The following is a 22,868-nucleotide window of genomic DNA, read 5'->3' on the forward strand; positions in this document are numbered from 1 at the left end:
CGCCGGGCCGGCGTCACTGCCGGGCCCGCGTCAGGGCAGGAGTGCGTCGGCGACCGCGCGGGCCGTCACCGTCCCGGCCGCCGGGTCCCGGAGGCGCATCGCCAGGGACCCGGACACCACGAGCAGGAGCTGCTCGGCGAGCGCCGACGCCCGTCCGCCCACGAGCGGGCGGGCCGCCTCGGCCAACCGTCGACGCAGCGTGTCGGTCTCGCGGTCGAGGACGGCGCGCACGTCGGCCGGGGCGTCCACGTACTCGGCGGCCGTGCCGAGGAACGCGCACCAGCGTGACCCTGCCGGCGTCGCGCGGTAGTCGTCGAGGGCGTCGAAGACCGCGAGGAGCCGTCCGCGGTCGTCCCGTGCTCGGTCGACCGCACGGTCCCAGGTGGCGACCCAGTCGTCGTGACGGCGGTCGAGGGCGGCGGCGACCAGGGCTTCCTTGCTCGACCACCCGCGGTACAGGGTCGCGGACGACACGTGTGCGCGCTCGAGGACCACGTCGATCGGGGTCGCGGCGATGCCCCGCGAGAAGAAGAGCTCCTCGGCGGCGTCGAGCACGCGCTGCTCGGTACCTGGACGCATGACCACGGAGCCAGCCTACGATCGCAGAAGTGAAACGATCGTTTTCGTCAACCGACCGGATCCTGGTGGCGACCGGACTGGGGACCATCGCCGCGACGTACGGCCTCGTCCGCCTGGCCCTCGGGCTGTTCCTGCCGGACGTGCAGCGCGACCTCGGGTTCGGTGCGGCGGTCGGCGGCGCCGTGTCCTCCGGTGCGTCCGTCCTCTACTGCGTCGGTGCCCTCGTGGGGTTCGTGTCCGCCGGACGCTCCGCGCGCCGACTCGTCGCCGCGGCCACCCTGGCCGCGGGTCTCGGCGCGGTCGTGATGGCGGCAGCGCCGACCGCGCTCGTGTTCGGCGCCGCCGCGGTCGTGGCGTCGACCGGTGCGGGGCTGGCCTCCCCCGCACTCGTGCAGCTCGTGCGCGAACGGGTCGCGGCCGAGGGCCGGTCGCGGGCGCAGGCGGTGGTGAACGCCGGGACCGGTCCGGGACTCGTGGTCGCGGGTCTGCTCGCGCTGCTGCTGCTGCCGGAGTGGCGTGCCGCATGGACGGCGGCCGGGGCCGTGACCCTGCTGGTCGGCGCGGCGACGCTGCTCGCGGCAGGGCGTCCCAGCGGACGACCGGCGACGGAGAACCCGAGCAGCGGGACGTCGGCCGGCCGGTGGCCCGATCGACGCTGGGTCGTCGCGCACCGCGTCCCGGTCGTCGCCGCCCTGGCGTTCGGCGCCGGGTCCGCCGTCGTCTGGACCTTCGGTCGGGCGGCCCTCGTCGACGCGGGTCTACCGGTGGCGGTGACGATCGTCGCCTGGGTCGCGATCGGGCTCGGCGGCGCCGCGGTCACCGTCACCGCGCGGTGGACGTCCGGGCTGACCGCCGGGCGGCAGTGGGCGATCACCGCCGTGGCCGCCGCCGCGGTGCTCGCGATCGGCACGGTACCCGGCGTCGCGCCCGTGGTGCTGGTCGCCTGCGCGGTGTTCGGGTGGGGCTACACGGCGGCGACCGGGGCGCTCATCGCCTGGACCACCGAGGTCGACGCCGCACACGCGGCGGCCGGCACCTCGATGCTCTTCGTGCTGCTCGTCGCCGGGCAGGCGGTCGGCGCCGCCGTGGCGGGCTCGTTCGTCGGGCCGCTCGGCACCGACGCGACGTGCACGGCCGCCGCGGTGGTCGTGCTCCTGGCCGCCGTCCTGCCCCTGGCGCGACGGCGGCGTCCGGCGCGGACCGCCTGACCGCGGGTCAGAGGATCGGTCGGAGTTCGATCCGTCGGTTGCACGCCGCGGAGGCCTCGGTCGCGGTGCGCAACGCGGTCTCGGCGTCCGCCAGCTCCAGCACCCAGAAGCCCGCGACGTACCCGGGGGTGTTCGACGCCGGACCGGACGTGTGCGACTCCTGCCCGCCGCGGCCGTCGACGACGGTGGCGTCCGCGGGCGCGGACACCCCGGCGGCGAACACCACGGCGTCGCCGAGTGTCGCGTTGAACCGGTCGACGGCGTCGGACTCGGTCTGCGTGGCGGACGCGGTGCGCCCGGCGACCTGGGACTGTCCGTCGTCGATGACGTTGAGAAGGAACTGCACGGCGTACTCCCCTGCTCGGTGCGGCGCCGTCCTCGTCGACCACGCCGTCGTCCGGGACGGTACGCCTGCACCCGCGGGGACGCCAGCACGTCGTCACCGGAGCCGCCGAGACCGGATGATGGTCGCGTGCACGTCGACCCGACCACCGAGGACGCCGACCGGCTCTGGGCCGACGGCGACCGCCGGGGTGCGCTCCTGCTGCTCCGTCGGATGGTCGAGGCAGCGCCGGAGGACACCGCGCGGCGCCTCGCGCTCGTCGAGCGGTACCGGTCGATGGGGCACCCGGACCAGGCCGGGCGCTGGGCGATCGGCCTCCCGGGGGTCGCGACGGCCGTCGAGCGGGACCGGGCTGCGCGCCTGCTGGCGTCGTCGGGCGTCGCACGGCCGGACCTGCGGAGGTTCCTGGTGCTCCCCGGCGAGGGTGACCTGCCGGCCGAGGTCGTCGAGCTGCTGCCCGAGGTCGACCGGTACCGCAAGATCATGGACGTTCCCGTGCGTGCTCGGACCTCGCCGGACCTGGCCGAGTCGCTGTTCCTCGTGGCCGGTGGGCTGACCGCCCTGGCCTTCGTCCTGCGGGTGGTGGGCGAGCTGCTCCCGTCGCTCGTGCTGCCGTCGCACTGGGCGGGCTTCGCCGCGATCACGGGTGTCGCGGCGGCATCGGCGGTGCAGGTGCGGTCGCGGCTCGTCGAACGGCGGTGGGGCTCCGCCGCAGCGTGGGTGGTGATCGCGATCGCCACCCTGGTCTTCGCCGCACTGCTCGTGGGGCAGACGCTCGGCGACTGGTGAGCGGCGAGTCCGTGCCGCTACCGTGGTCCGCATGGGGCGGGCGACGACGGACTGGGCACGGCTGCCGGTCGGCCCGCGCGAGCACCGGCAGGACGCGCTGCTCGCGGTGGTCCTGGCCGCAGGGATGGTCGTGACGACGACGCTGTACAGCGCGTCCGGCTTCTACGAGGACGACCAGGCCGCGTGGTGGGTCTCCGGGCTGATGATCCTCGCCAACACGGTCCCGATCGCGTTGCGCCGCCGCTGGCCGATGACCGTCGCGGTCTGGTCGGCCCTGGCGTTCGCCGCGACGCAGCTGCTCCACGTGCCCGAGGTCTTCCTCGTCAACTTCACGCTGTTCATCGCGCTGTACACGGTCGGGGCGTGGTGCTCGGACCGGGTGCGGGCCGAGGTCGTGCGGTGGGTCGTCATCGTCGGCATGTTCGTGTGGTTGTTCCTCGCGATCTCGTTCGGGTGGGCGGTCCCGAACGCGCTGCCGAACGACCGGGACGCGATCATCGCGCCCTACGTGGCGTACTCGCTGCTCAACATCCTGATCAACGTCATCTACTTCGGTGGCGCCTGGTACGCCGGCAACCGGGCCTGGGCATCGGCCGTCGCGAAGCACGAGCTCGACGAGCGCACGGCGGAGCTCGCGGCCGAGCGGGAGCGGACGGCGGCGCAGGCGGTCACGCTGGAGCGCGTCCGGATCGCCCGCGAACTGCACGACGTCGTCGCCCACCACGTCTCGCTCATGGGCGTGCAGGCGGGTGCGGCACGGCGCGTGGTCGACCGCGACCCGGCCCAGGCGACGGCGTCGCTCGGGGTCGTCGAGGACAGCGCGCGCACGGCGGTCGAGGAACTCCGTCGGATGCTCGGGACCCTGCGCGCCGACGACACCGGCCGACTGTCGGACCGACCGGACACCGCACCGAGCACCGCCGGACTCGGACGACTGCCCGAGCTGGTCGACGCGGTCCGGACGGCCGGTCACGCCGCGGACCTGGTCGTGGTCGGCGACGAACGTCCCGTCCCGCCGACCGTGGGCGCCGTCGCCTTCCGCATCGCCCAGGAGGCCGTGACGAACGTCCTCAAGCACGCGGGTCCGACGGCACGTGCGGACGTGCGGCTCCGGTACCTCGACGACGGCATCGAGGTCGAGGTGGCCGACGACGGACACGGCGAGCGCGCGGTCCGCCGGGCGACGGGGAGCGGCCTGGGGCACGTCGGGATGCGCGAGCGCGTCGCGGCGGTCGGCGGCCGCGTGGAGATCGGGCCGCGGGCTCGGGGAGGGTACCTGGTGCGGGCATGGCTACCGACGACCTGACGATCGTGCTCGCGGACGACCAGGACCTGGTCCGCGCGGGCTTCCGCGTCATCCTGGAGTCCGAGCCGGGCTTCCGCGTGGTCGGCGAGGCCCCGGACGGAGCGGCCGCGGTCGACGCCGTCCTCGCGCTGCGTCCGGACGTCGTCTGCCTGGACGTGCAGATGCCGGGCGTCGACGGGCTCGAGGCGGCCCGGCGGATCGCCGCGCTCCCGGACCCGCCGGCCGTCCTCGTCCTGACCACCTTCGACGACGACGGGGCGCTGTTCGCGGCGCTCGAGGCCGGGGCGAGCGGGTTCCTGCTCAAGAACGCCTCCCCCGAGCGGCTGATCGACGCGGTCCGCACGGTGGCGGCCGGGGACGCGCTCCTCGACCCCGACGTCACGCGCCGGGTGATCAGCCGGGCAACCGCGACGACCGCGGCTGCCGCGCACGCCCCCGACCCAGTACGAACGCCGGCCACCGGCACCAGAAGCGACCGCGCGACCGACACCGGCGCCGCCGCGATCGCCGCGGTCGGCCTGACCGAGCGCGAGACCGAGGTGCTGCGCCTGCTCGCCCGTGGCCTGAGCAACGCCGAGATCGCCCGGACGCTCTACGTCGGCGAGGCCACCGTGAAGACCCACGTGTCGAACGTGCTCCAGAAGACCGGCGTCCGCGACCGGATCCAGGCGGTCGTGTGGGCGTTCGAGCGCGGCATCACCGCCTCGAGCTGACGCCCCCTGCTCCCCCGTGCGGTGGAGCCGCCACGTCGGGAAGTCCCGTCTCCCGCCGGAGGTGCCCCGCGCCTCCTGGCCCGTAGCGTCGAGCCGTCGGCGAGGACCGTCGACGGAAGGGGAACGACGATGCTCACCATCGCAGGCGTCACGAAGCACTTCGGCGACCGCCGGGTACTCCACGACGTGGGGTTCACGGTCGGCAGCGGCCGACTGACGGGGTTCGTCGGCGGCAACGGCGCCGGCAAGACGACCACCATGCGGATCCTGCTCGGCGTGCTCCAGGCGGACGCCGGCACGGTGTCGATCGACGGCACGACCGTCGGTCCGGCCGACCGGCGCCGCTTCGGGTACATGCCCGAGGAACGCGGGCTCTACCCGAAGATGCCGGTGGCCGAGCAGGTCACGTACCTGGCGCGGCTGCACGGGGTCGACAAGCGCACCGCGGCGGAGCGCACGGCCGCGCTGCTCGAGCGGCTCGACCTGACCCAGCACGCCGACGACGCCGTCGAGAAGCTCTCGCTCGGCAACCAGCAGCGGGTCCAGGTCGCCGCGGCGCTCGCGCACGACCCGGAGGTCCTCGTGCTCGACGAGCCGTTCTCCGGCCTCGACCCGATGGCCGTCGACACCGTCCTCGGGGTGCTCCGCGAGACCGCTGCCCGCGGCGTGCCGGTGCTGTTCTCGAGCCACCAGCTCGACGTCGTCGAGCGCCTGTGCGACGACGTCGTCGTGATCGCCGACGGTACCATCCGCGCCGCAGGACCGCAGGAGGACCTGCGCCGTGCGGCCGGCCCGGCGGCGTGGGAGCTCCTGGTCGACGGGGACCTGGCGTGGCTCCGCACCGAGCCCGGCGTCACGGTCCGCGAGTTCGACGGCGGCTACGCCGTGTTCGAGGCCGACGACGCCACCGCGCAGGCCGTGCTCCAGCGGGCCGTGCAGCACGGCACCGTCGGGTCGTTCGCGCCGCGGGTCCCCCGTCTCAGCGAGGTCTTCCGCGAGGTGGTCCGGTGAACGGCTCCTTCCTCGGCGCGGTGCAGCTCGTCACCGTCCGCGAGATCCAGGCACGCATCCGCAGCAAGGCGTTCATCGTCTCCGCCGCGATCCTGCTCGTGGCGGTCGTCGCCTCGATCGTGATCGGCGGCGTCGTCGGCAAGGCCACCGCCGACGACACCACCCCGGTCGCCGTGGTCGACGGCGTCTCGCTGCAGTCCACGGCGGGCCTCGACGTCACGCCGACCAGCTCCGTCGCCCAGGCCGAGCGGCTGGTGCGCAGCGGCGATGTCGACGCGGCGATCGTGCCCGCGGACGACGCGCTCGGCTACTCGGTGGTCGCCCTCGACGACGCCCCGACCGGTGTCGTGACCGCGCTGAGCGAGACGCCGCGGGTGGAGCTGCTCGACCCGGCCGCACTGCCCGCCGGGCTCGTCTCGCTCATCGGGATCATGTTCGGCGTGGTGTTCTTCGCCTCGGCGGTGACGTTCGGCTCGTCGATCGCGCAGAGCGTGGTCGAGGAGAAGTCGACCCGCGTGGTCGAGATCCTGATGGCGGCGATCCCGGCGCGGGCGCTGCTGGCCGGCAAGGTGCTCGGCAACAGCGTGATGGCCCTCGCGCAGATCGTCGCGGTGGCGATCGCCGCCGCCGTCGCCCTCGCGGTCACCGGCCAGGACAACATGTTCTCGATGCTCGGACCGAGCGTGCTGTGGTTCGTCGCCTTCTTCGCGGTCGGCTTCGTGCTCATCGCCGCGATGTTCGCCGCCACGGCCGTGCTGGTCTCGCGCCAGGAGGACGTCGGCAGCGTCACCATGCCGGTGATGATGCTCGTGATGATCCCGTACATCCTGATCGTGGTGGCCGCGGACGACCCCACCGTCGTCGGGATCATGTCCTACGTGCCGTTCAGCGCGCCGATCGGCATGCCCATGCGGATCTTCCTCGGGACGGCCGAGTGGTGGGAGCCGGTCCTGTCGCTGCTCGTGGTCGCCGTCTCGGTGGTGGTGGTCGTCCTCGTGGGGGCCCGCGTCTACGAGAACGCGCTGCTCCGGACGGGCGGTCGCGTGAAGCTCACGGAGGCGCTGCGCGGCTGACGCCGCGGGCCGGACGGGAGGACGGTGCCAGCTGGCACCGTGCCTCCCCTCCGTCGTGCGGTCGCGGGCGCGCGGGGCGCGTCCATGGAGCAGACGACGTCGGGTTGCCTCGCGCCACTCGACGTTTCCTGCTCCACCGACGGCGGCGCGGACGCGCCTGCGCCAGCTCAGAGCTGGCCGAGGACCGCCTGCACCCCCAGGCTCGTCCCCGCGACGAGCACCCAGAGCGCGATCCCGAGCAGCATCGGCCGGAACCCGGCGCGACGCAGTGCGCCGAAGTCCGTCGAGACCCCGATCGCGCCGAGCGCCACCGTGATGAGGAACGTCGCGACGGTGCTGAACCCCGGGGCGGCCGCCGACGGGAGCACCCCGACGGTGCGCAGGAGCACGACCACGAGGAACCCGACCAGGAACCACGGCACCAGCCGCAGCACGCGGACGCCCCCGGCCCGGCCCGGCCCCGAGGCGGGGGCGAGGTCGGTGCGGGCGGTGCGGCGTGCCTCCAGGCCGGCCAGCCCGACCACGATCGGGATGATCATGAGCGTCCGGACCAGCTTCACGACGACCGCCGTGTCGGTCGCCTGGCGACCGTAGATCGTCGCGGTCGCGACGACCGAGGACGTGTCGTTCACCGCGGTCCCGGCGAAGACGCCGAACGCGTGCTGCGAGAGTCCGAGGGCGTGCCCGACGACGGGGAAGACGAAGACGGCCGCGATGTTGCAGAGGAAGATCGTCGAGACGGCGTAGGCGACCTCGGCGCTGGCGGCACCGATGACGGGGGTGACGGCGGCGATCGCCGAGGCGCCGCAGATGCCGGTCCCGACGCCGATGAGTGTGCGGAGCGCGCTCGAGACCCGGATCAACCGACCCAGACCCCACGCGGCCACCAGGCACACGACGAGGGTGGTGAGCATCACGGGAAGGGTCTCGCCGCCGATGCGGACGACCTCGCCGATCGAGAGCTGCGCGCCGAGCAGGACGACGGCGGCCTGCAGGACCCGGCTCGAGGCGAACTTGACGCCGGGCTGCACGGGGCCGAGGTCACCCGCACCGCGTCGCCGTCGCAGGACGGCACCGACCAGCGCGCCGAGGACGACCGCGGGGACCGGACCGCCGACGACCGGGACGAGCCGGCCGACCAGGGTCGCGACGATGCCGATCACCAGGGCGGCGGCGAGGCCGGGCAGGGCGGCGGCGACCGTCTGACGGGAGGGCATGCGGACCAGCATCCCACCACCCGGGGGCGCGCCGCGGCGCGGCGCGGCCGCGACCCGGTCGCTGCCCGCCGGCGCCGACCGTCAGGGTGTCGGGGGCACGTCGCCCGTCATGACCACCCGGCCCGCCGCAGCGTCCCACGTGTAGGTCGCCGTCGCGCGGCCGGTCGGGTCCGCGTTGCTGTCCTGCCCCTGCGGGAAGTGGTAGACGACCCGGACGGCGTCGGCCGACGGGCGGCTGACGTCGGGGACGAACGGGTACTGCAGCTTCGTCGCGGTGCCGAGGTACGTGCCGTCGTGGAAGAGCAGCACGGCCACGGGCGAGCTCGCGGTCGCGTCCGCCACCGAGACCGTGACGGCCGAGAGCGCCGCGCACCCGTCGTACTGCGACGTGTCGGCACGGGACGCGTCCCACCGGGCCGACTCCAGACCCGCGGGCAGCGCCAGGTCGGCGATCGGGCCCGCGGCCGCCGCGGCACCGTCCGACGGTCCGCACGTCGCGGTCGCCGAGGGCGTCGCTGCCGTGCCGTCGACCGGTGTCGCGGACGCCGAGGACGAGGGCGTCGCCGTCACCGTCCGGGTGGCGGTCTGCGTCGGCGTCCCGCCGCCGGAGCACCCGGCGAGGAGCGCGATCGTGGTCGCGGCGAGCAGGAGCCCTCCGGCGGTACGGGTGGTGCTGGTGTGGCGCATGTGGTCCAGCCTGCTCCTCCGGCCGCTGCGTTGTGCGGCTCGACCGGCTGTGCATCGGTGCAGGGGCGTACCATCGATGCCGGAAGCAACGGCGGTTCCAGTCATCCAGCAGCGCCCTCGCTCGCCGTTCCCGCAGACGCCGTGCCCCGACACCCAGGGGTCGTGCGAACGGGTCCCGCGAGTCGAGCAGACCGAAGAGCACGCCGTGACCGAACACCTCATCGAGTACGTCGCCCGCGACAAGACGGGCATCACCGCCGTCGTCACCACGACCGGTGTCATCGACGTCGACACCGTCATCGACCACATCCACGCCGGCCACGCCGGGTACTACGTGCGCGCCGACTCCTGGAAGCGCACCCCGGTCCGGAGCATGTCGTTCATCGGCGGCTCGTACCTGTTCGCGAACTGGGACGGGTCGAAGCGCAACATGCTGCACGACCTGGCGTTCCGCACGCCGACGCGTGCCGTGCAGGTCGTCGCGCCGCAGGTGCGGCCGGGCCTGCTGGCGCGCGCCCTGCAGGCGCTGTTCCCGCGTCGGTCCTGACCGCGGGGACGGTCGCGTCCGATGCGACCACGAGACGGACGGGCGCGCCCCGCTCTGTGGCAAGGCGAAGCCTTGCGCGGGGCGCGCCGACCGAGCCTGCGAGGGAGGACGGTGCCAGCTGGCACCGCGCCTCCAGTCCGTCTCCGGTCGCGTCTCAGACGTCGCGCGACTTGGTGACCGACACTGCGACGGCACCGACGGCGACGACCCACGCCGCGAGGATCCCGAAGCCGCCCCAGCCGTTCAGGACGAGGCCCTCGGTCGTCGTGCCGGGCGCCGCGGTCGTCGCGCCGGACGACTCGTAGGCGTACAGCTGTCGACCGGCCTGCTCGGGCAGGAACTGCATCGAGTCGAGCACCCACTGCACGCCGAGCAGTCCGCCGACGAGCTGCAGGATGATCGGCACGACGAGCATGAGCCCGAGCGTGATCGCGATGCCGCCGGCGCTCGACCGGACGAGCAGCCCGATGCCGAACGCGAGGACGGCCAGGAGCGTCACGTAGACCGAGGACCCGAGGATCGGCAGGAACACCGCCGGGTCCGCCAGGTCGGCCTGCACGCCCTTCGCCGCCTGGAGCGGGACCGAGATCGCGACGCCGATCCACGTCGCGACGGCGCTCACCAGGAACGTCGCGACGGCGAGCACCGCGACCTTCGCGAAGACCGCGCCGAGTCGCCCCGGGTCGGCCGTGAACGTCGAGCGGATCTGCCCGGTCGTGTACTCGCCGGTGATGATGAGCACACCGAGCACCGCGACCACGAGGGCGGAGAACCCGACCCCGACGGTGTTGATCATGACGATCTGCGCGTTGGCCACGGCCTGCGGGACCGTCCCGGCACCCTCGGGCTGCTCGACGAGCGCCCCGAGGAGCGCGGCGAGGCCGATCGTCAGGGCGACGAGGATCGCGAAGCACCAGATCGTCGACCGGATGCTGCGGAACTTGATCCACTCGCTGCGGACCAGGCGCGGGAAGCCGAGGCCGACCTTGCCGGGCGCCGTCGTCGTCGCGGCGCTCATCGGGTGGCCTCCGCCCGGTACTCGACGTCGTCCCTCGTGAGGGCCATGTACGCCTCCTCGAGGCTCGCACCCATCGGGGTGAGTTCGTGGAGCACCGAACCGGTCTGCGCCGCGACGGTGCCGATGTGCTGCGCGTCCGGGCCGACGACCTCGAAGGCGCCGTCCTCGCGCTGGGTGATCCCGGACGCGGCGGAGCCGAGCGCGCGGAAGAGCTGGTCGGGCTGCGGGGTGCGCACGAGTGTCCGTGCGGCGCCGCCGGCGGATCCCCCGGCGACGAACTCGGCGATCGGGGCGTCGGCGAGCACGCGGCCGCGGCCGAGCACGACCACGCGGTCGGCGGTCTGCGCCATCTCGCTCATGAGGTGACTCGACAGGAAGACCGTGCGACCGTCGGCGGCGAGGTGCCGGGCGAGCTGGCGGACCCACACCACGCCGTCCGGGTCGAGGCCGTTGACCGGCTCGTCCAGGATCAGGGTCTTCGGGTCGCCGATGAGTGCCGCCGCGATGCCGAGGCGCTGCCCCATGCCGAGCGAGAACCCACCGACGCGCTTCTTCGCGACGGACTCGAGACCGGTGAGCTCGATGACCTCGTGCACCCGGGACTTCGGGATGCCGTGCGTCGCCGCGAGGGACAGCAGGTGGTTGTAGGCGCTGCGACCGGAGTGCACGGCCTTCGCCTCGAGCAGGGCCCCGACCTGCCGGAGCGGATCGCGGAACGAAGTGTACGGGCGACCGTTCACCGTCGCGCGTCCCGCCGTGGGCTGGTCGAGGCCCATGATCATCCGCATCGTCGTGGACTTGCCGGCGCCGTTCGGGCCGAGGAAGCCTGTCACGCTGCCGGGCCGCACGACGAACGAGATGTCGTCGACGGCGAGCTTGGCGCCGTACCGCTTGGAAAGATGCTCGATCTCGATCACGTCGTCACGCTATTGCCGCACCGGTGGCCGACGCGTCCCCCGCAGGGGGGAGACCGGGCATCATCCCCCGGGATGACCCGCCCCGCCTCCCCCAGCTCGGGGGCGATCGGTCGCGCTGAGCAGCGCAGGATGGACAATCGCTGGCAAGTCGACCCAAACCGTCTACACAGGGACTCCGAAACCCCTGTACGACGGTGCGCCTTCCCCGAACGGAAGGGACCGGGCACCGACGAACACATCCGGAAGGACTCATCATGACCAGCAATGCAGCAACGCGGAACACCGGCTACGGCTCGACGCTGACGCAGAAGGGCGCCCTGCTGTTCGGGGTCGTGTTCCTGATCGTCGGCATCGCCGGCTTCATCCCCGGCCTCACCATGGACATGGGCACGATGTCGGTGGCCGGCCACGGCTCGATGGCGATGCTCCTCGGCCTGTTCCAGGTCTCGGTGCTCCACAACATCGTGCACCTGCTCTTCGGCGTCGTCGGCCTGCTCGCCGCGCGCACCGCCGGCGGGGCTCGCTCCTACCTGCTCATCGGCGGCATCGTCTACGCCGTCCTCTTCGTCTACGGCCTGTTCACCGCCGGCATGGCCGGTGGCGCGAACTTCGTGCCGCTGAACGTCGCGGACAACGCCCTGCACGCGGTCCTCGCCGTAGCGATGATCGTGCTCGGTGTGCTCCTGCCGCGCGCCGGTCGCGCCACCCGCTGACCCGCTGACCCCGCGGGGGCCGTCCGGTGCTGGACGCCCCCGCGCGAGCGGTGGCCGGGGATCAGGGGCCACCGGGACGCCTTCGTCGTGGACGCGACGGGGGCGTCGTCGCGTCCGGGCGCGACGTCGCGGACGTGATCGTGGCCGGTGTCGACGTCGGCGGTCGGCGGCGCGCTGCCGCGGCGGCGGTCAGAGCCGCAGGGCCAGGGCGTTCGCGGTCAGGCCCGCGGCGGTCCCGCACAGCAGCACGGTGTCCCCGCGCCGCAGCCGTCCGTCGTCGAGGCACCGGGCGAGGGTGTACGGCACCGAGGACGACACCATGTTGCCGTACTCCGCGACCGCGTCGACGTACTTCCCCTCCGGGATGCCGATCCGGCGCATCGCGATGCCGAGTGCGCCGCTCGCCTGGTGCGGCACCACGAGGTCGACGTCGTCCAGGGTCAGGCCGCTGCGCGTGAAGAACCGCTCGAAGAACCCCGGCAGGACGCGGAGCATCCCCATGAGCGCCCGCCGCCCGTGCATGTCGAACAGGTAGTCCGCCGGGTCACCGTCCGCGAAGGCCTGCGCCGGGAACCGCGAGAGCCCACCCCGGAGCTCGGTGTCGTGGGCGTGCTCGGGCCAGGTCTGCTGCAGCGCCGACAGGACCCCCTGCGTGCCGTCGCCGCGGGTGAGCACGACGGCCGCCGCGGCGTCCGAGAACAGCTCGGCGGACTCGCGCTGCGCCGGGTCGAGGAAGCGCGAGCCGACGTCGCCCGAGACCACGAGCACGCGCTCGTGGTCGCCGTCCTCCAGGTAGCGCGAGGCGACGTCGAGCGCCGTGACGAAGCTCGTGCACGTCGAGTTCACGTCGAACGCGGCCGCCCGGGCCCCCGGTGCGACGCGCTCCTGCACGAGTGCCGCGGTGCACGGGATCGGCTGGACCCCGGCGGCGCACGCGGCGAGGACGAGGTCGAGGTCGTCGGCGGCGATCCCGGCGTGGGCGATCGCCCGCTCGGCGGCGCCGGCGAGCATGTCGAGGTGCGAGACGTCGTCCGCGATCCGGTGGCGGGTGACCGTGCGGTCCCCGCTGCCGAACGTCACGGTCCGCTCCGGCAGGACGGTCCCCCAGCCGGCGATGGCGCAGTGCTTCATGATCCCCCTCGGTCGTCCTCGGCGAGCAGGTCCACCCCGGTCGGATGCTCGTCGTGGCTGAAGAGCAGTCTGACACCCGCGCGCTCGAGCGCCAGGAGCCGCTGCGCGGTGTCGCGCTGGGCACCGGCGTCGTGGGCGACGGCCCGGGGCAGGGCACGGATCCGGTCCTCGTGCCCGAGCAGGTCCCGGGACCACGCGGCGTCGGCGGCGAGCAGCACCCGGCCGTCGACGAGGGCACCGAGCTGTCCGTCGGTGTGCCCGGGGAGCCGCACGAGCCGGAAGCGCCCGTCGCCGAACGGGTCGGCGAGCCCGAGTCCGGCCAGCGCAGCGGGCCCCGGGTGGAACGCGGCGTCCGGGACGACCACGAGACGGTCCGCCAGGTCGTCGGGCAGCAGGCCGCGCAGGACCCCGTCCCGGACCCTCGGCCGCGCGAGCTGGCGGCGGGTCCCCTCGCTGACGAGCACCCGCGCGTGCGGGACCGCCGCGAGGCCGCCGACGTGGTCCGGGTGCAGGTGCGAGAGCACGACCTCCGTCACGGCAGCGGTGTCGACGACGTCGGCGAGGGTCGCCCCCGCCGGCACCACGGGCGGCAGGAAGTGTCGGTACAGACGTCCAGCGATCCCGGTCCGCCACGGCAGCGGCGCGTACCCGGTGTCGAACAGCACCTGCCGGTCCCCCGTGCGGAACAGGAACACGGTCGCCGGGAACACCCGGCGCTGCCGCGGGGCCCCGCGGAGCAGCTGCCCGACGTCGTGCGTCGTGGACCCGCACGCGTACGCGTGCAGCGACGCCTCAGCCACGGGCACCGGCGTAGCTCGCGAGGGCGTCGTCGAGGGACACCTGCGGCGCGTACCCGAGGACGCTGCGGGCCCGGGTGATGTCGAGTGTCTGCGAGTGCGTGATCGTGGAGACCGTGTACCGCGTGACCGGCGGCTCGGGGTGGCCGGGCAGCACGGCGCAGACCGCCTCGAGCGCCCCGGCGAGCGCGGCCACGGGACGGGCCGGCAGGGACCGGTGGCGGGGGTCGAGCCCGAGTCCGGCGAGCAGCTGGTCGAGCAGGTCGACGAAGGGCCGGGGGTCGCCGTTCGTGACGTTGAACGCCAGTCCTGCCGCCTCGGGCACCTCGGCCGCGAGCCGGACGGCGTGCGCGACGTTCTCGACGGCGGTCAGGTCGACGAGCCCGCGACCGCCGCGCAGCAGGGGTACCCCGGCGCGCTCGTGCACCCGGAGCAGCCGTGGGACGAGCCCGGTGTCGCCGGCGCCGATCACCCCGCGGGGCCGCAGCACCACGATCTCCGGCCCGTCGGGGTCGCCGACCGCGGCGCGCAGGAGCGCCTCGGCGTGCAGCTTCGAGCGGATGTAGTGGTTCATCGGGCGGCTCGGGTCGACCTGGTCCTCGCGGATGGCGAGCCGGTCGCGGGGTGCTGCGTAGATCCCGGGCGACGAGACGTGCACGATCCGCCGCGCCCCGACCCGGCGGGCGTACCGCAGGACCTGCGCGGTGCCGGTGACGTTGGCGTGCTCGAACTCCGCCCACCGCCCCCACGGCGACGACAGGGCAGCGCAGTGCACGACGACGTCCGCCGGCACTTCGGCACGACCGAGGTCGTCGAGGTCCCCGACGAACACGTCGCCCTCGGGGAGTGCGTCGGCCAGTCGGCCGGCGGCGGTGACCCGGTAGCCGTGCTCGCGGAGCGTCCGGACGACGTGCCCGCCGACGAATCCGCTCGCACCGGTGACCAGGACACGTTCCGACGACCCTGGCCCCATGCCGACCGATCCTAGGGGCACCCGGCGGCCCTGCCACCCGGCCCCTAGGCTCGGCACGTGCGGATCGCCCTGGTCACCGACTACTACCTGCCGACGCTCGGTGGCGTCCAGACGGCGGTGCGCTCCCTGGCCGAGGCACTCACGACCGCCGGGCACGAGGTCACCGTCTACTGCCCGGACGACCCCGCGGTCCCGCGGCACGAGGGCGCCCACGAGGTCGTCGGCCTGCCCGTCTCCCGGGTGTTCCGGCCGGACGGCTACCCGTTCGCCTGGCCGCCCCGTCGGGTCCGTGCCGTGCTGCGCCGCGAGCTCGCCGCCCGGCGCACCGAGGTCGTGCACACCCACTCCGAGATGTTCGCGGCCCTCGCCGGCATCCGCGCCGCGCAGGACCTGGACCTCCCGGTGGTGCACACGATGCACGGCCGCATCGACGTCTACACGCGCAACGTCCTGCCCGTCCCGGCCGTGACCACCGCGCTGCTCGCGTTCCTGCACCGCACCCAGGTCGACCACCGTGGGATCCCCGTCGCCCCGGACCGGCCGTTCACCCGGACGCGCACGGCCCGGCGGATGTGGCGGGTCATGCTCGCGCAGTCCCGGGCGAGCGCGCACGTGGTCGTGCCGTCGCAACACTTCGCGGACAAGCTCGTGGACCGCGGCGTGCGCACGCCCGTGTCGGTGCTGTCGAACGGCATCGAGCCGACGGTCCTCGACACGATCGGCCCGGCCCGGGTCCGCACGCGCGCACCCGGCGAGCCGCTGCGGGTGCTGTGGGTCGGTCGGCTGTCGCCGGAGAAGCGCCCGGAGGTCCTCGTCGCGGCCACCCGTTCGTTCCCCGCGGGCACGGTCGTCGACGTGCTCGGCGACGGTGTCGCGCGCACCGCGGTCGCCCGCGCGGCGTCCGGGACCCCGGTGTCGCTGCACGGCTCGACCCCGCACGACCGGGTGCTCGCGGCCATGCGCGACGCGCACGTGCTCGTCTCGAGCTCCCTGGACTTCGACAACCAGCCGATGGTGATGCTCGAGGCGGTCGCGACCGGGCTGCCGGTCGTGCACTGCGACCCCGACCTGGCCGAGGTCGTCCCCGCGGGCGGCGGGTGGACCACCCCCACCCCGGACGCCGCGGGCATCGCCGCGGTGGTCCGCACGCTGCACGACGAGCCGGAGCGGCTCGAACGGGCGAGTGCCGCGCTCGTCGCGGCGCGTGGCCGCGTCGAGCAGCGGGTCGACGACCTGGTGGCGGTCTACGAGGCCGTCCTGCGTCCGCGACGCACCACGTGACGGACGGGAGGCACGGTGCCGACCGACACCGTGCCTCCCGTCCGTCACCGCTCACCTACACCGAGGCGGGCGCGCCTTCCAAGGTCGCGGCGAGCGGGTCGAAGTCCTCGGGCAGCGACGCGATCGGCGCGACGGTCGACGCGACCGGGACGAACGCGCGGCGCGCGATCGACTCCTCGACGGCGACCATCGTGTCGAGGACGTGGTACCCGACCTCGCCGGTGGCGACGTGCGAGCCGCCACCGCGGATCGCGCGGGCCATGTCGAGCACACCGAGGCCGCGACCGACCGTCGGCTCCTCGTCCGAGAGCGTCTCCCAGTCCTGCTCGAACGGGAACGAGACGTCCGTGCCGAGCGGGCGGGCGATGCGGATCGGGTGACCGCCGCCGAACGTGTTCGGGTCCGGCAGGACGATCGTGCCCTCGGTCCCGTTGACCTCGAAGACGCCGTGCCGGAACAGCGGGGTGTCGAAGGACAGCAGCGACTGCGCGTTCCCGCCCCGCTCGAACGACGTCAGGACCGACACGTGCGTCGGGACCTCGACCGGGAACTCCTGCCCGGCGTTCGGGCCGACGACCAGCTGCCGGGTCTCCCGCGACCGCGACCCGGTCGCGACGACCGACTCGACCGGGCCGAGCAGGTGCACGAGCGCGGTGAAGTAGTACGGGCCGATGTCGAAGAGCGGACCGGCGCCCTTCGCGTACAGGAACGACGCGTTCGGGTGGAAGACGTCCGGGCCCTGCCACTGCATGCTCGTGACGGCGGTGAGCGGGGTGCCGATCGCGCCCGCCTCGATCGCGCGCTTGGCGGTCTGCCAGCCGGTGCCGAGGACGGTGTCGGGGGCGATGCCGAGGCGGAGGCCGAGCTCGTCGGCGAGGGCGACCAGGCCGGCGGCGCTCTCGCGGTCGACACCGATCGGCTTCTCGCTCCACACGTGCTTGCCGGCGCGCAGGGCCGCGGTCGAGACCTCGACGTGGGTGGCCGGCAGCGTGAGGTTCACGACGATCTCGACGTCCGGGTCGGCGAGGACGTCCTCGCCGCTGCCGGACGCGGGGACGCCCCACTTCGCGGCGGACTCGGCGGCGCGAGCCGTGTCGATGTCGCCGATCCGGACGACCTCGACGTCGGGGAACGTCGTGAGGTTCGTCAGGTACTGCTCGCTGATCATGCCGGCGCCGATGAAGCCGACGCCGACGCGGCCGGTGCGGGTCAGGCGTGTACCTCGTCCTTGTTCGGGGTGGCGGCCGCGCTGAGGGTCTCCGTCAGCCACCGGTGGGACTGCGCGACGCCGTCGAAGATCTCCCCGTCGAAGCCGTCGAACTCGATGACCGCGTACTCGAGCGCGGTCGCAGCTGCCAGGGCCTCGGCGAGCCGGACGTCGCCCTGGCCGGCCGGGGTCTGGTCGGTCGGGACCGACGCGGTCGAGATGCCCTCGCGCATCGGGCCGTCCTTCACGTGCACGGCGACGATGCGGTCCCCGAGCTCGGCGACGAAGGCGGGGACGTCGATGCCGGCGGCGGACGCCCAGTACAGGTCGAGCTCGAGCACGACGCGCGGGTCGAGCAGCTCGGCGAGCACCTGGAGCGCGGGCTTGCCGTCGATGCGCGGACGGAGCTCGTGGTCGTGGTTGTGGTAGCCGACGCGCATGCCCTGCGCCGCTGCCTCCTCGGCGGCGGCGTTCAGCCGGGCGGCGACGCGCTCGACGCCCTCGCGGGTCGTCCAGGCGTCCGGACCGACGAACGGGTCGATGACGATCTCGATGCCGAGCACCGCCGCCGCGGCGAACGTGTCCGCGTGCGACGGGGCGGTCATCACGGAACCGTCCGGCAGCGGGATGGACTCCTCGACCAGGAAGGCGTGGCCGGTCTTCGCGCTGATGCCGTGCGCGTCGAACGCCTGCTTGAGCTGCGGGGCCCGGTCGACGAAGGCGAACGCTTCGACGGTGTCGAAGCCGATCGCGGCGAGCCGGGCGACGCCGGCGTCGAGGTCGGGCTCCAGGGCGGCGTTCACCGTGTAGAGCTGCAGGGAGACGGTGGGGATCACGGGTGTCACCGGACCTTCTTGATCGGGAGGATGACGAGTGCGCCGAGGAGCACGGCGACACCGGCACCCCAGAGCATGAGCGTGTAGTTCTGCCCACCGCCGATACCGAGCAGGAACAGGCCGACCGCGGGGGCGAGCGACTGGGGCAGGGCGTTGGCGATGTTGATGACGCCGAGGTCCTTGCCCGGGCGCTCCGGGTCCGGCAGCACGTCGACGACGAGCGCCGTGTCGATCGCGGCGTAGATGCCGAACGCGAAGCCGAGCACGATCTCGGCGAAGTAGAACCCGCCGACGGAGTCGACGTGGGCGAGGATCACCAGGCCGACCGCGGTCAGCGCAGTGGAGCCCCAGACGAAGACCTTGCGGCGACGGACGCGGTCCGACACCCAGCCCGAGACGGCGGCGCTGACGAGGAGGGCGATCGTGTAGAGCAGCACGCCGAAGGCGACGGTCGCGGTGGCCTCCGCCAGGCTCTTGATGCCGAGGTGCTCCTGCATGTACAGCACGCGGTACGTCGTGAACATGAACGTGCCGAAGGTGATGAGGAAGCGGCCCCACCAGGCGAGCCCGAAGTCCGGGTGCTTGATCGGGTTCGTCCAGAACGACGAGATGAGGTTGACCCAGCTGAACGTCTTGATCGCGCGGGTCGGCAGCTCGTCACGGGCGACGAACGCGTAGACGAGGATGACCACGATCGCGAGCACGCCCGGCGCGATGAAGAGCACCGGCAGGTTCCCGGTCAGGTACACCGCGAGGTACAGGCCCGCGAGGATCGCGATGTTCTGCGCGAGGGCGATGACGCTCGACGCCTTGCCGCGCTGGAACTCGGGCACGTTGTCCGCGAAGCTCGCGGTCAGGGTGGCGAGGACCGCGTTCGCGGCGACCTGCGCCAGGACCCACGCGAAGGTCAGCTGCAGCACGTCCGGCGAGAAGGCGAGCCAGGCGAGGGCGACGACGAAGACGACGACGCCGATGACCATCCACGGCCGGCGACGACCCCAGCGGGTCCGGGTGCGGTCGGACAGCGCACCGGCGAGCGGGTTCGCGAGCAGGGCACCGAGGGCACCGAACGGCAGGACCGAGCCGACGATCGTCTCGGGGCTGGTCGGGTTGAGCACCGTCGCCTTGATCGCCATGCTCACGAACACCGGGGTGAGCAGTGCGGCGAAGAGGCCGAACTGCGCGAGGCTGAGCGCCCACATGTACCCGGCGCCGACGCGCATGGTGCTGACGGACTGCGTGATGCCCTCGACCGAGAACGCGCGGGACGCGGCTGCGGGGTCGGTGCTCGTCGCCCCGGCGGCCGCGGTGACCGGCGGGTTGGCGGTTCCGGCGAGCCCGGTCTGGGGCTCTTCCTTCGACGTCGGTGTCGACATGACTCCTCCTCGAGTCATCGGGGGCGCGAGGCCCTCTGAATACCTAGTGCTGCTAGGTGAAGCAGAAGCTAGCATCGAAAACCTTGCAACGGAAGGATTTTGTCGTCACACGTCCCGGCAGACCGCGGAACGCAATGATGGCGGTTCCTCACAGCGGGATGTCACTGCGAGGAACCGCCCACGTTGCGTCGTGCGAGGAGGAGGGTCCGGGGTGCCTCAGTTGCGGATGACGGCGGCGGGGTCGTCGCGCATCCGCAGGAGTCGAGTGCACCAGAGCGCGCGGGCCTCGAGTGTCAGGGGCGTCCAGTCGTGGACCTCGCGGAGGACCCGAAGTGGCTCGGTCGAGCGGTAGGAGCGGGTCGGGTTGCCGGGGAACTTCTGGTCGGTCACGTTCGGGTCGTCCTCGAGCGATCCGAGGGGCTCGACCTCGTAGACGTGGGGAGCGACGGTCGACGCGTCGCCGCCGGCGATCTCCACCAGGAGCACGGCGACCTCGGCTGCGAGCCCGGCACCGTCCCGCAGCGCCGTGCAGTACACGTGCCGCATCACCACCTCGGGCCGGTGGTTCGACGGGCGTCCGGGCACGAGCAGGTCTCCCAGGCGGAGTTCCGCCCGGGAGCCGTGGAAGAAGGGGCCGGCCTCGTCCGCAGCGGTCACGGCGGCAGCGTACAGCGCCGAGGTAGGGTGTTTGCATGCAAACGTCGATCGACGATGTCGCGCACACGACGCCCATCTACTCGTTGACCGAGGCCGCGCAGATCGTCCGGGCGCCGTCCACGTCGTTCGCCCGTTGGTCCCACGGGCACCGTTTCCGCCAGCGAGCGGCTGATGCGTGGGGGTGGAGCGAGCCGATCCTCACCGGAGTCAGCGACGGCCGGGGGTACACCGTCCCGTTCAACGCCCTCGCCGAGGGCTACATCGTCGAGACGTTCCGCCGAGCCGGACTCCCGATGGCGCGCATCCGGCCCGCCATCGATGCTCTCCGGAAGGAGATCGGCGTTGAGTACGCACTCCTGAGCGAGCGGCTCCGGACCGACGGCGCGGAGATCCTGATCGAGAACGGGGACCGGGAGCTCGTCGTCGTGCGGAACGGTCAGGGTGTCTTCCGCGACGTCGTCGCCGAGTTCCTGCAGACCATCTCCTACCGTGACGGGTTCGTGGACTTCCTCCGCTTGCCCGCCTACGAGCGGGCGGAGGTCGTCGTGGACCCGCGTCGCAACTCCGGCCGACCGACGATCGCTCGCATCGGTGTCAGCGTGGAGGACGTCGTCAGCCGGGTCCGAGCAGGGGAACGGATGCGCGACGTGGCCTCGGACTTCTCGCTGGAGGACGACGAGCTGCGGTCGATCCTGGTGCAAGCCGCTTGACCGTGACACCCGCACGGTTCCTGCTCGACCGCTCCGTGGGTGGCCGGATCCTGGTCGCACGTCTCCGCGCAGCCGGGTGGGACGCCCGGACCCTGGCTGAGGAGTACGGGGACCGTCGCGCGCAGGCGATGCCGGACGAGGAGTGGATCGCCGAAGGCACCCGCTCGGGGTTCCTCCTGCTCGCGAAGGACCACCGGGTCGCGAGCCGGCCGCTCGAGGCCCGTGCCATCTACATGCACGAGGCCCGGATCATCGCCTTCGTGCGGGGCGAGCTGACCGGCGAGGCCATGGGAGATCTCTGTCTCCGGCACGAACGCTCGATCCACCGGTTGGGCTCGGTCGCTCCACCCTTCGTGATGGCGCTCGGAGAGCAGGGGCTCCGCCGCAAACGTCTCAACTACCCGTGATCCTCGCGTGGAACACCGCGGAGCACCGCGCGGTTGGCTCGACGGGTGGCCGAACGCCGGCCGCCCGCAGACGAAAGGTGCACCCGTGACCCAGACGGTCTTCCTCGAGGTCCAGTTCCGCGACGACGTCGACCACGACACCATCGCCTCGGTGGTCCGCGAGACCCTCGCACAGACGGCGGGCTTCCCCGGCAACGAGTCCCTCGAGGTGCTCGTCGACGACGCCGACGCCCACCGCGCGGTCGTGCTCGAGCGCTGGACGACGGCCGCCGACCACGACGCCTACGTCGCGTGGCGCGCCACCCCGGAGGGGGCCGCGAACGCCCTCGCCCAGGTGCTCGCCGGTCCGCCGGTGACCCGCACCTTCGAGCGGACGCTCGACCTCAGCTGAGGCCGAACAGCCGGCGGGCGTTCCCCGAGGCGAACGCCCGCCGGCTGCCGTCGTCCGGGAAGGCGTCGAGGAACGCCGCGATCTCCGCCGCGGACGGGTCCTGGAACGGGTGGTCGGTCGAGAACAGCAGTCGATCGGCCGATGTGACCGCGAGCGCGTGGTGCAGCAGCGCCGGGTCGAGCATGCCGGACGCCGTGATCCAGACGTTCTGCCGGAGGTACTCGGTCACCGACCGGTCGAGGCCCGCCATCCGGGCGACGCCGTCCGCCCGGCTGTGCCAGAACAGCACGAGCTCGCCCCAGTGCCCGAGCACGAGCTGCAGGTCCGGGTGCCGGTCCAGGGCACCGCTCGCCATCAACCGGAGCGCAGCGGTGCCGGCCTCGAGGTGCCACCCCCACCCGAAGGTCGCGAGTGCGAGGTCGACCGGCGCCCCGAGCCCGCCGTAGACCGCGTCGCGGACGGCCCGGGGCGGGACCTGCGGGTGGATGAACACCGGCTGCCGGAGTCGCTCGGCCACGGACCAGAGGTCGTCGTACCGCGGGTCGTCGAGCATCACGTCGCCGACGCGGCCGTAGACCATCACACCGGTCAGGCCCGACGCGACCGCGCGCTCGAGCTCGGCCACTGCCGCGACCGGATCGACGAGCGGCAGCGTCGCCATCGCCCGGAACCGGTCGGGGTGCGCCCGGACCGCGTCGGCCACCCGGTCGTTCGCGTCCCGACTGAGCGCGACGGCGTCGGCCGCCGCGGGCACCTGCGCCCCGGGCGGCGCGAGCGAGAGCACCTGCACGTCGACGCCCTGGCGGTCCATCGCCTCGAGCCGCAGCTCGCCCAGGTCGGCCAGCCGTCGAGCGACGTCCCCGTGGTCGTTGAGCACCAGGCTCGCGTCGGCGTCGTTCCCGGACAGCGCCCGCAACGCCTTGTCGACCGGCTCCGACGTCCAGTGCTCCTCGATCCCGATCAGCATCTCGTCCACGGAGC

At 73.4% G+C, this 22,868-nt stretch carries 26 protein-coding genes; 12 read left to right on the top strand and 14 right to left on the bottom strand.

From position 1 onward, the window contains the following. Positions 1-30: 30 nt before the first annotated feature. Positions 31-579 carry a TetR/AcrR family transcriptional regulator gene (locus FB462_RS14980; RefSeq protein WP_229666961.1) on the bottom strand — a complete coding sequence of 183 codons (549 nt, stop codon included), beginning with the start codon at positions 577-579 and terminating at the stop codon, positions 31-33. 29 nt (positions 580-608) lie between these two features. Between FB462_RS14980 and FB462_RS14985 the strand changes: the two genes are divergently transcribed. After that, positions 609-1,787: an MFS transporter gene (locus FB462_RS14985; RefSeq protein WP_167510134.1), complete on the top strand. Its 1,179-nt coding sequence runs from the start codon at positions 609-611 to the stop codon at positions 1,785-1,787. Between the two features lie 7 nt (positions 1,788-1,794). On the opposite strand, the gene FB462_RS14990 is transcribed toward FB462_RS14985, so the two are convergent. Further along, positions 1,795-2,133, bottom strand: coding sequence for a YciI family protein (locus FB462_RS14990; protein WP_114851343.1), 339 nt, complete (start codon positions 2,131-2,133; stop codon positions 1,795-1,797). Positions 2,134-2,259: 126 nt separating this feature from the next. Between FB462_RS14990 and FB462_RS14995 the strand changes: the two genes are divergently transcribed. The 5 genes from FB462_RS14995 to FB462_RS15015 all read left to right on the top strand — a co-directional run bounded on the left by FB462_RS14995 (position 2,260) and on the right by FB462_RS15015 (position 7,022). Continuing rightward, positions 2,260-2,919 (top strand): hypothetical protein, encoded by a 660-nt coding sequence (locus FB462_RS14995; RefSeq protein WP_114851344.1) that lies wholly within the window; start codon positions 2,260-2,262, stop codon positions 2,917-2,919. Positions 2,920-2,950: 31 nt separating this feature from the next. Beyond that, a complete protein-coding gene (locus FB462_RS15000; protein WP_114851345.1) occupies positions 2,951-4,225 on the top strand; it encodes a sensor histidine kinase in 1,275 nt (424 codons plus the stop codon). Next, a complete protein-coding gene (locus FB462_RS15005) occupies positions 4,207-4,938 on the top strand; it encodes a response regulator (protein WP_114851346.1) in 732 nt (243 codons plus the stop codon). Before FB462_RS15000 ends, FB462_RS15005 begins: the two co-directional genes overlap by 19 nt. A 129-nt stretch (positions 4,939-5,067) precedes the next feature. After that, positions 5,068-5,949, top strand: coding sequence for an ABC transporter ATP-binding protein (locus tag FB462_RS15010; RefSeq protein WP_141862728.1), 882 nt, complete (start codon positions 5,068-5,070; stop codon positions 5,947-5,949). Then, entirely contained in the window at positions 5,946-7,022 is a 1,077-nt protein-coding gene (locus FB462_RS15015; protein WP_114851348.1) for an ABC transporter permease, read from the top strand. The genes FB462_RS15010 and FB462_RS15015 overlap by 4 nt, the downstream gene beginning before the upstream one ends. Before the next feature lie 167 nt (positions 7,023-7,189). Here FB462_RS15015 and FB462_RS15020 read toward each other — a convergent pair whose 3' ends face one another. Further along, positions 7,190-8,239 carry a YeiH family protein gene (locus tag FB462_RS15020; protein ID WP_141862730.1) on the bottom strand — a complete coding sequence of 350 codons (1,050 nt, stop codon included), beginning with the start codon at positions 8,237-8,239 and terminating at the stop codon, positions 7,190-7,192. 81 nt (positions 8,240-8,320) lie between these two features. After that, positions 8,321-8,926, bottom strand: a complete 606-nt coding sequence (locus tag FB462_RS15025) for an LppP/LprE family lipoprotein (protein ID WP_141862731.1) — start codon at positions 8,924-8,926, stop codon at positions 8,321-8,323. Positions 8,927-9,131: 205 nt separating this feature from the next. Between FB462_RS15025 and FB462_RS15030 the strand changes: the two genes are divergently transcribed. Then, the gene (locus FB462_RS15030; protein WP_058740839.1) at positions 9,132-9,473 is read left to right on the top strand and encodes a hypothetical protein; all 342 of its coding nucleotides are present in this window, start codon (positions 9,132-9,134) and stop codon (positions 9,471-9,473) included. A gap of 154 nt (positions 9,474-9,627) precedes the next feature. Here the strand turns inward: FB462_RS15030 and FB462_RS15035 are convergent, their stop codons facing one another. Continuing rightward, complete coding sequence (locus FB462_RS15035; protein WP_141862733.1) at positions 9,628-10,491, bottom strand: ABC transporter permease; 864 nt, start codon at positions 10,489-10,491, stop codon at positions 9,628-9,630. Further along, positions 10,488-11,408, bottom strand: a complete 921-nt coding sequence (locus tag FB462_RS15040) for an ABC transporter ATP-binding protein (RefSeq protein WP_141862735.1) — start codon at positions 11,406-11,408, stop codon at positions 10,488-10,490. Before FB462_RS15040 ends, FB462_RS15035 begins: the two co-directional genes overlap by 4 nt. Positions 11,409-11,662: 254 nt before the next feature. Between FB462_RS15040 and FB462_RS15045 the strand changes: the two genes are divergently transcribed. Beyond that, positions 11,663-12,121 (top strand): DUF4383 domain-containing protein, encoded by a 459-nt coding sequence (locus tag FB462_RS15045; protein ID WP_058740836.1) that lies wholly within the window; start codon positions 11,663-11,665, stop codon positions 12,119-12,121. Between the two features lie 189 nt (positions 12,122-12,310). On the opposite strand, the gene FB462_RS15050 is transcribed toward FB462_RS15045, so the two are convergent. Genes FB462_RS15050 through FB462_RS15060 form a run of 3 tightly spaced genes read right to left on the bottom strand, consistent with a single transcriptional unit; the run spans position 12,311 to position 15,022 of the window. Further along, complete coding sequence (locus FB462_RS15050; RefSeq protein WP_141862738.1) at positions 12,311-13,252, bottom strand: 3-oxoacyl-[acyl-carrier-protein] synthase III C-terminal domain-containing protein; 942 nt, start codon at positions 13,250-13,252, stop codon at positions 12,311-12,313. Further along, entirely contained in the window at positions 13,249-14,052 is an 804-nt protein-coding gene (locus FB462_RS15055) for an MBL fold metallo-hydrolase (protein ID WP_167510136.1), read from the bottom strand. The genes FB462_RS15050 and FB462_RS15055 overlap by 4 nt, the downstream gene beginning before the upstream one ends. Then, complete coding sequence (locus tag FB462_RS15060) at positions 14,045-15,022, bottom strand: NAD-dependent epimerase/dehydratase family protein (RefSeq protein ID WP_114851354.1); 978 nt, start codon at positions 15,020-15,022, stop codon at positions 14,045-14,047. The genes FB462_RS15055 and FB462_RS15060 overlap by 8 nt, the downstream gene beginning before the upstream one ends. Positions 15,023-15,079: 57 nt before the next feature. Between FB462_RS15060 and FB462_RS15065 the strand changes: the two genes are divergently transcribed. Continuing rightward, on the top strand, positions 15,080-16,303 hold the full coding sequence (locus FB462_RS15065) for a glycosyltransferase (RefSeq protein WP_114851355.1): 1,224 nt from the start codon (positions 15,080-15,082) through the stop codon (positions 16,301-16,303). 55 nt (positions 16,304-16,358) lie between these two features. Here FB462_RS15065 and FB462_RS15070 read toward each other — a convergent pair whose 3' ends face one another. The 4 genes from FB462_RS15070 to FB462_RS15085 all read right to left on the bottom strand — a co-directional run bounded on the left by FB462_RS15070 (position 16,359) and on the right by FB462_RS15085 (position 20,379). Then, the gene (locus tag FB462_RS15070) at positions 16,359-17,516 is read right to left on the bottom strand and encodes a Gfo/Idh/MocA family protein (RefSeq protein WP_114851356.1); all 1,158 of its coding nucleotides are present in this window, start codon (positions 17,514-17,516) and stop codon (positions 16,359-16,361) included. Next, a complete protein-coding gene (locus tag FB462_RS15075) occupies positions 17,513-18,355 on the bottom strand; it encodes a sugar phosphate isomerase/epimerase family protein (RefSeq protein WP_244289138.1) in 843 nt (280 codons plus the stop codon). Before FB462_RS15075 ends, FB462_RS15070 begins: the two co-directional genes overlap by 4 nt. Then, positions 18,352-19,722, bottom strand: a complete 1,371-nt coding sequence (locus tag FB462_RS15080; protein WP_141862742.1) for an MFS transporter — start codon at positions 19,720-19,722, stop codon at positions 18,352-18,354. Before FB462_RS15080 ends, FB462_RS15075 begins: the two co-directional genes overlap by 4 nt. A gap of 216 nt (positions 19,723-19,938) precedes the next feature. After that, positions 19,939-20,379, bottom strand: a complete 441-nt coding sequence (locus FB462_RS15085; protein WP_141862744.1) for an NAD(+)--rifampin ADP-ribosyltransferase — start codon at positions 20,377-20,379, stop codon at positions 19,939-19,941. Between the two features lie 35 nt (positions 20,380-20,414). Between FB462_RS15085 and FB462_RS15090 the strand changes: the two genes are divergently transcribed. From FB462_RS15090 to FB462_RS15100, 3 genes are all read left to right on the top strand, one after another. Beyond that, on the top strand, positions 20,415-21,089 hold the full coding sequence (locus FB462_RS15090) for a DUF433 domain-containing protein (RefSeq protein WP_141862746.1): 675 nt from the start codon (positions 20,415-20,417) through the stop codon (positions 21,087-21,089). A gap of 2 nt (positions 21,090-21,091) precedes the next feature. After that, on the top strand, positions 21,092-21,496 hold the full coding sequence (locus FB462_RS15095; protein ID WP_141862748.1) for a PIN-like domain-containing protein: 405 nt from the start codon (positions 21,092-21,094) through the stop codon (positions 21,494-21,496). Between the two features lie 85 nt (positions 21,497-21,581). After that, positions 21,582-21,887 (top strand): putative quinol monooxygenase, encoded by a 306-nt coding sequence (locus tag FB462_RS15100; RefSeq protein WP_141862750.1) that lies wholly within the window; start codon positions 21,582-21,584, stop codon positions 21,885-21,887. Here FB462_RS15100 and FB462_RS15105 read toward each other — a convergent pair. Further along, a complete protein-coding gene (locus FB462_RS15105) occupies positions 21,880-22,854 on the bottom strand; it encodes an amidohydrolase family protein (RefSeq protein WP_141863385.1) in 975 nt (324 codons plus the stop codon). The two genes, FB462_RS15100 and FB462_RS15105, sit on opposite strands and share 8 nt — an antisense overlap. Positions 22,855-22,868 lie beyond the last annotated feature (14 nt).

This window comes from Curtobacterium citreum (assembly GCF_006715175.1).
In the GTDB taxonomy this organism is placed as follows: domain Bacteria; phylum Actinomycetota; class Actinomycetes; order Actinomycetales; family Microbacteriaceae; genus Curtobacterium; species Curtobacterium citreum.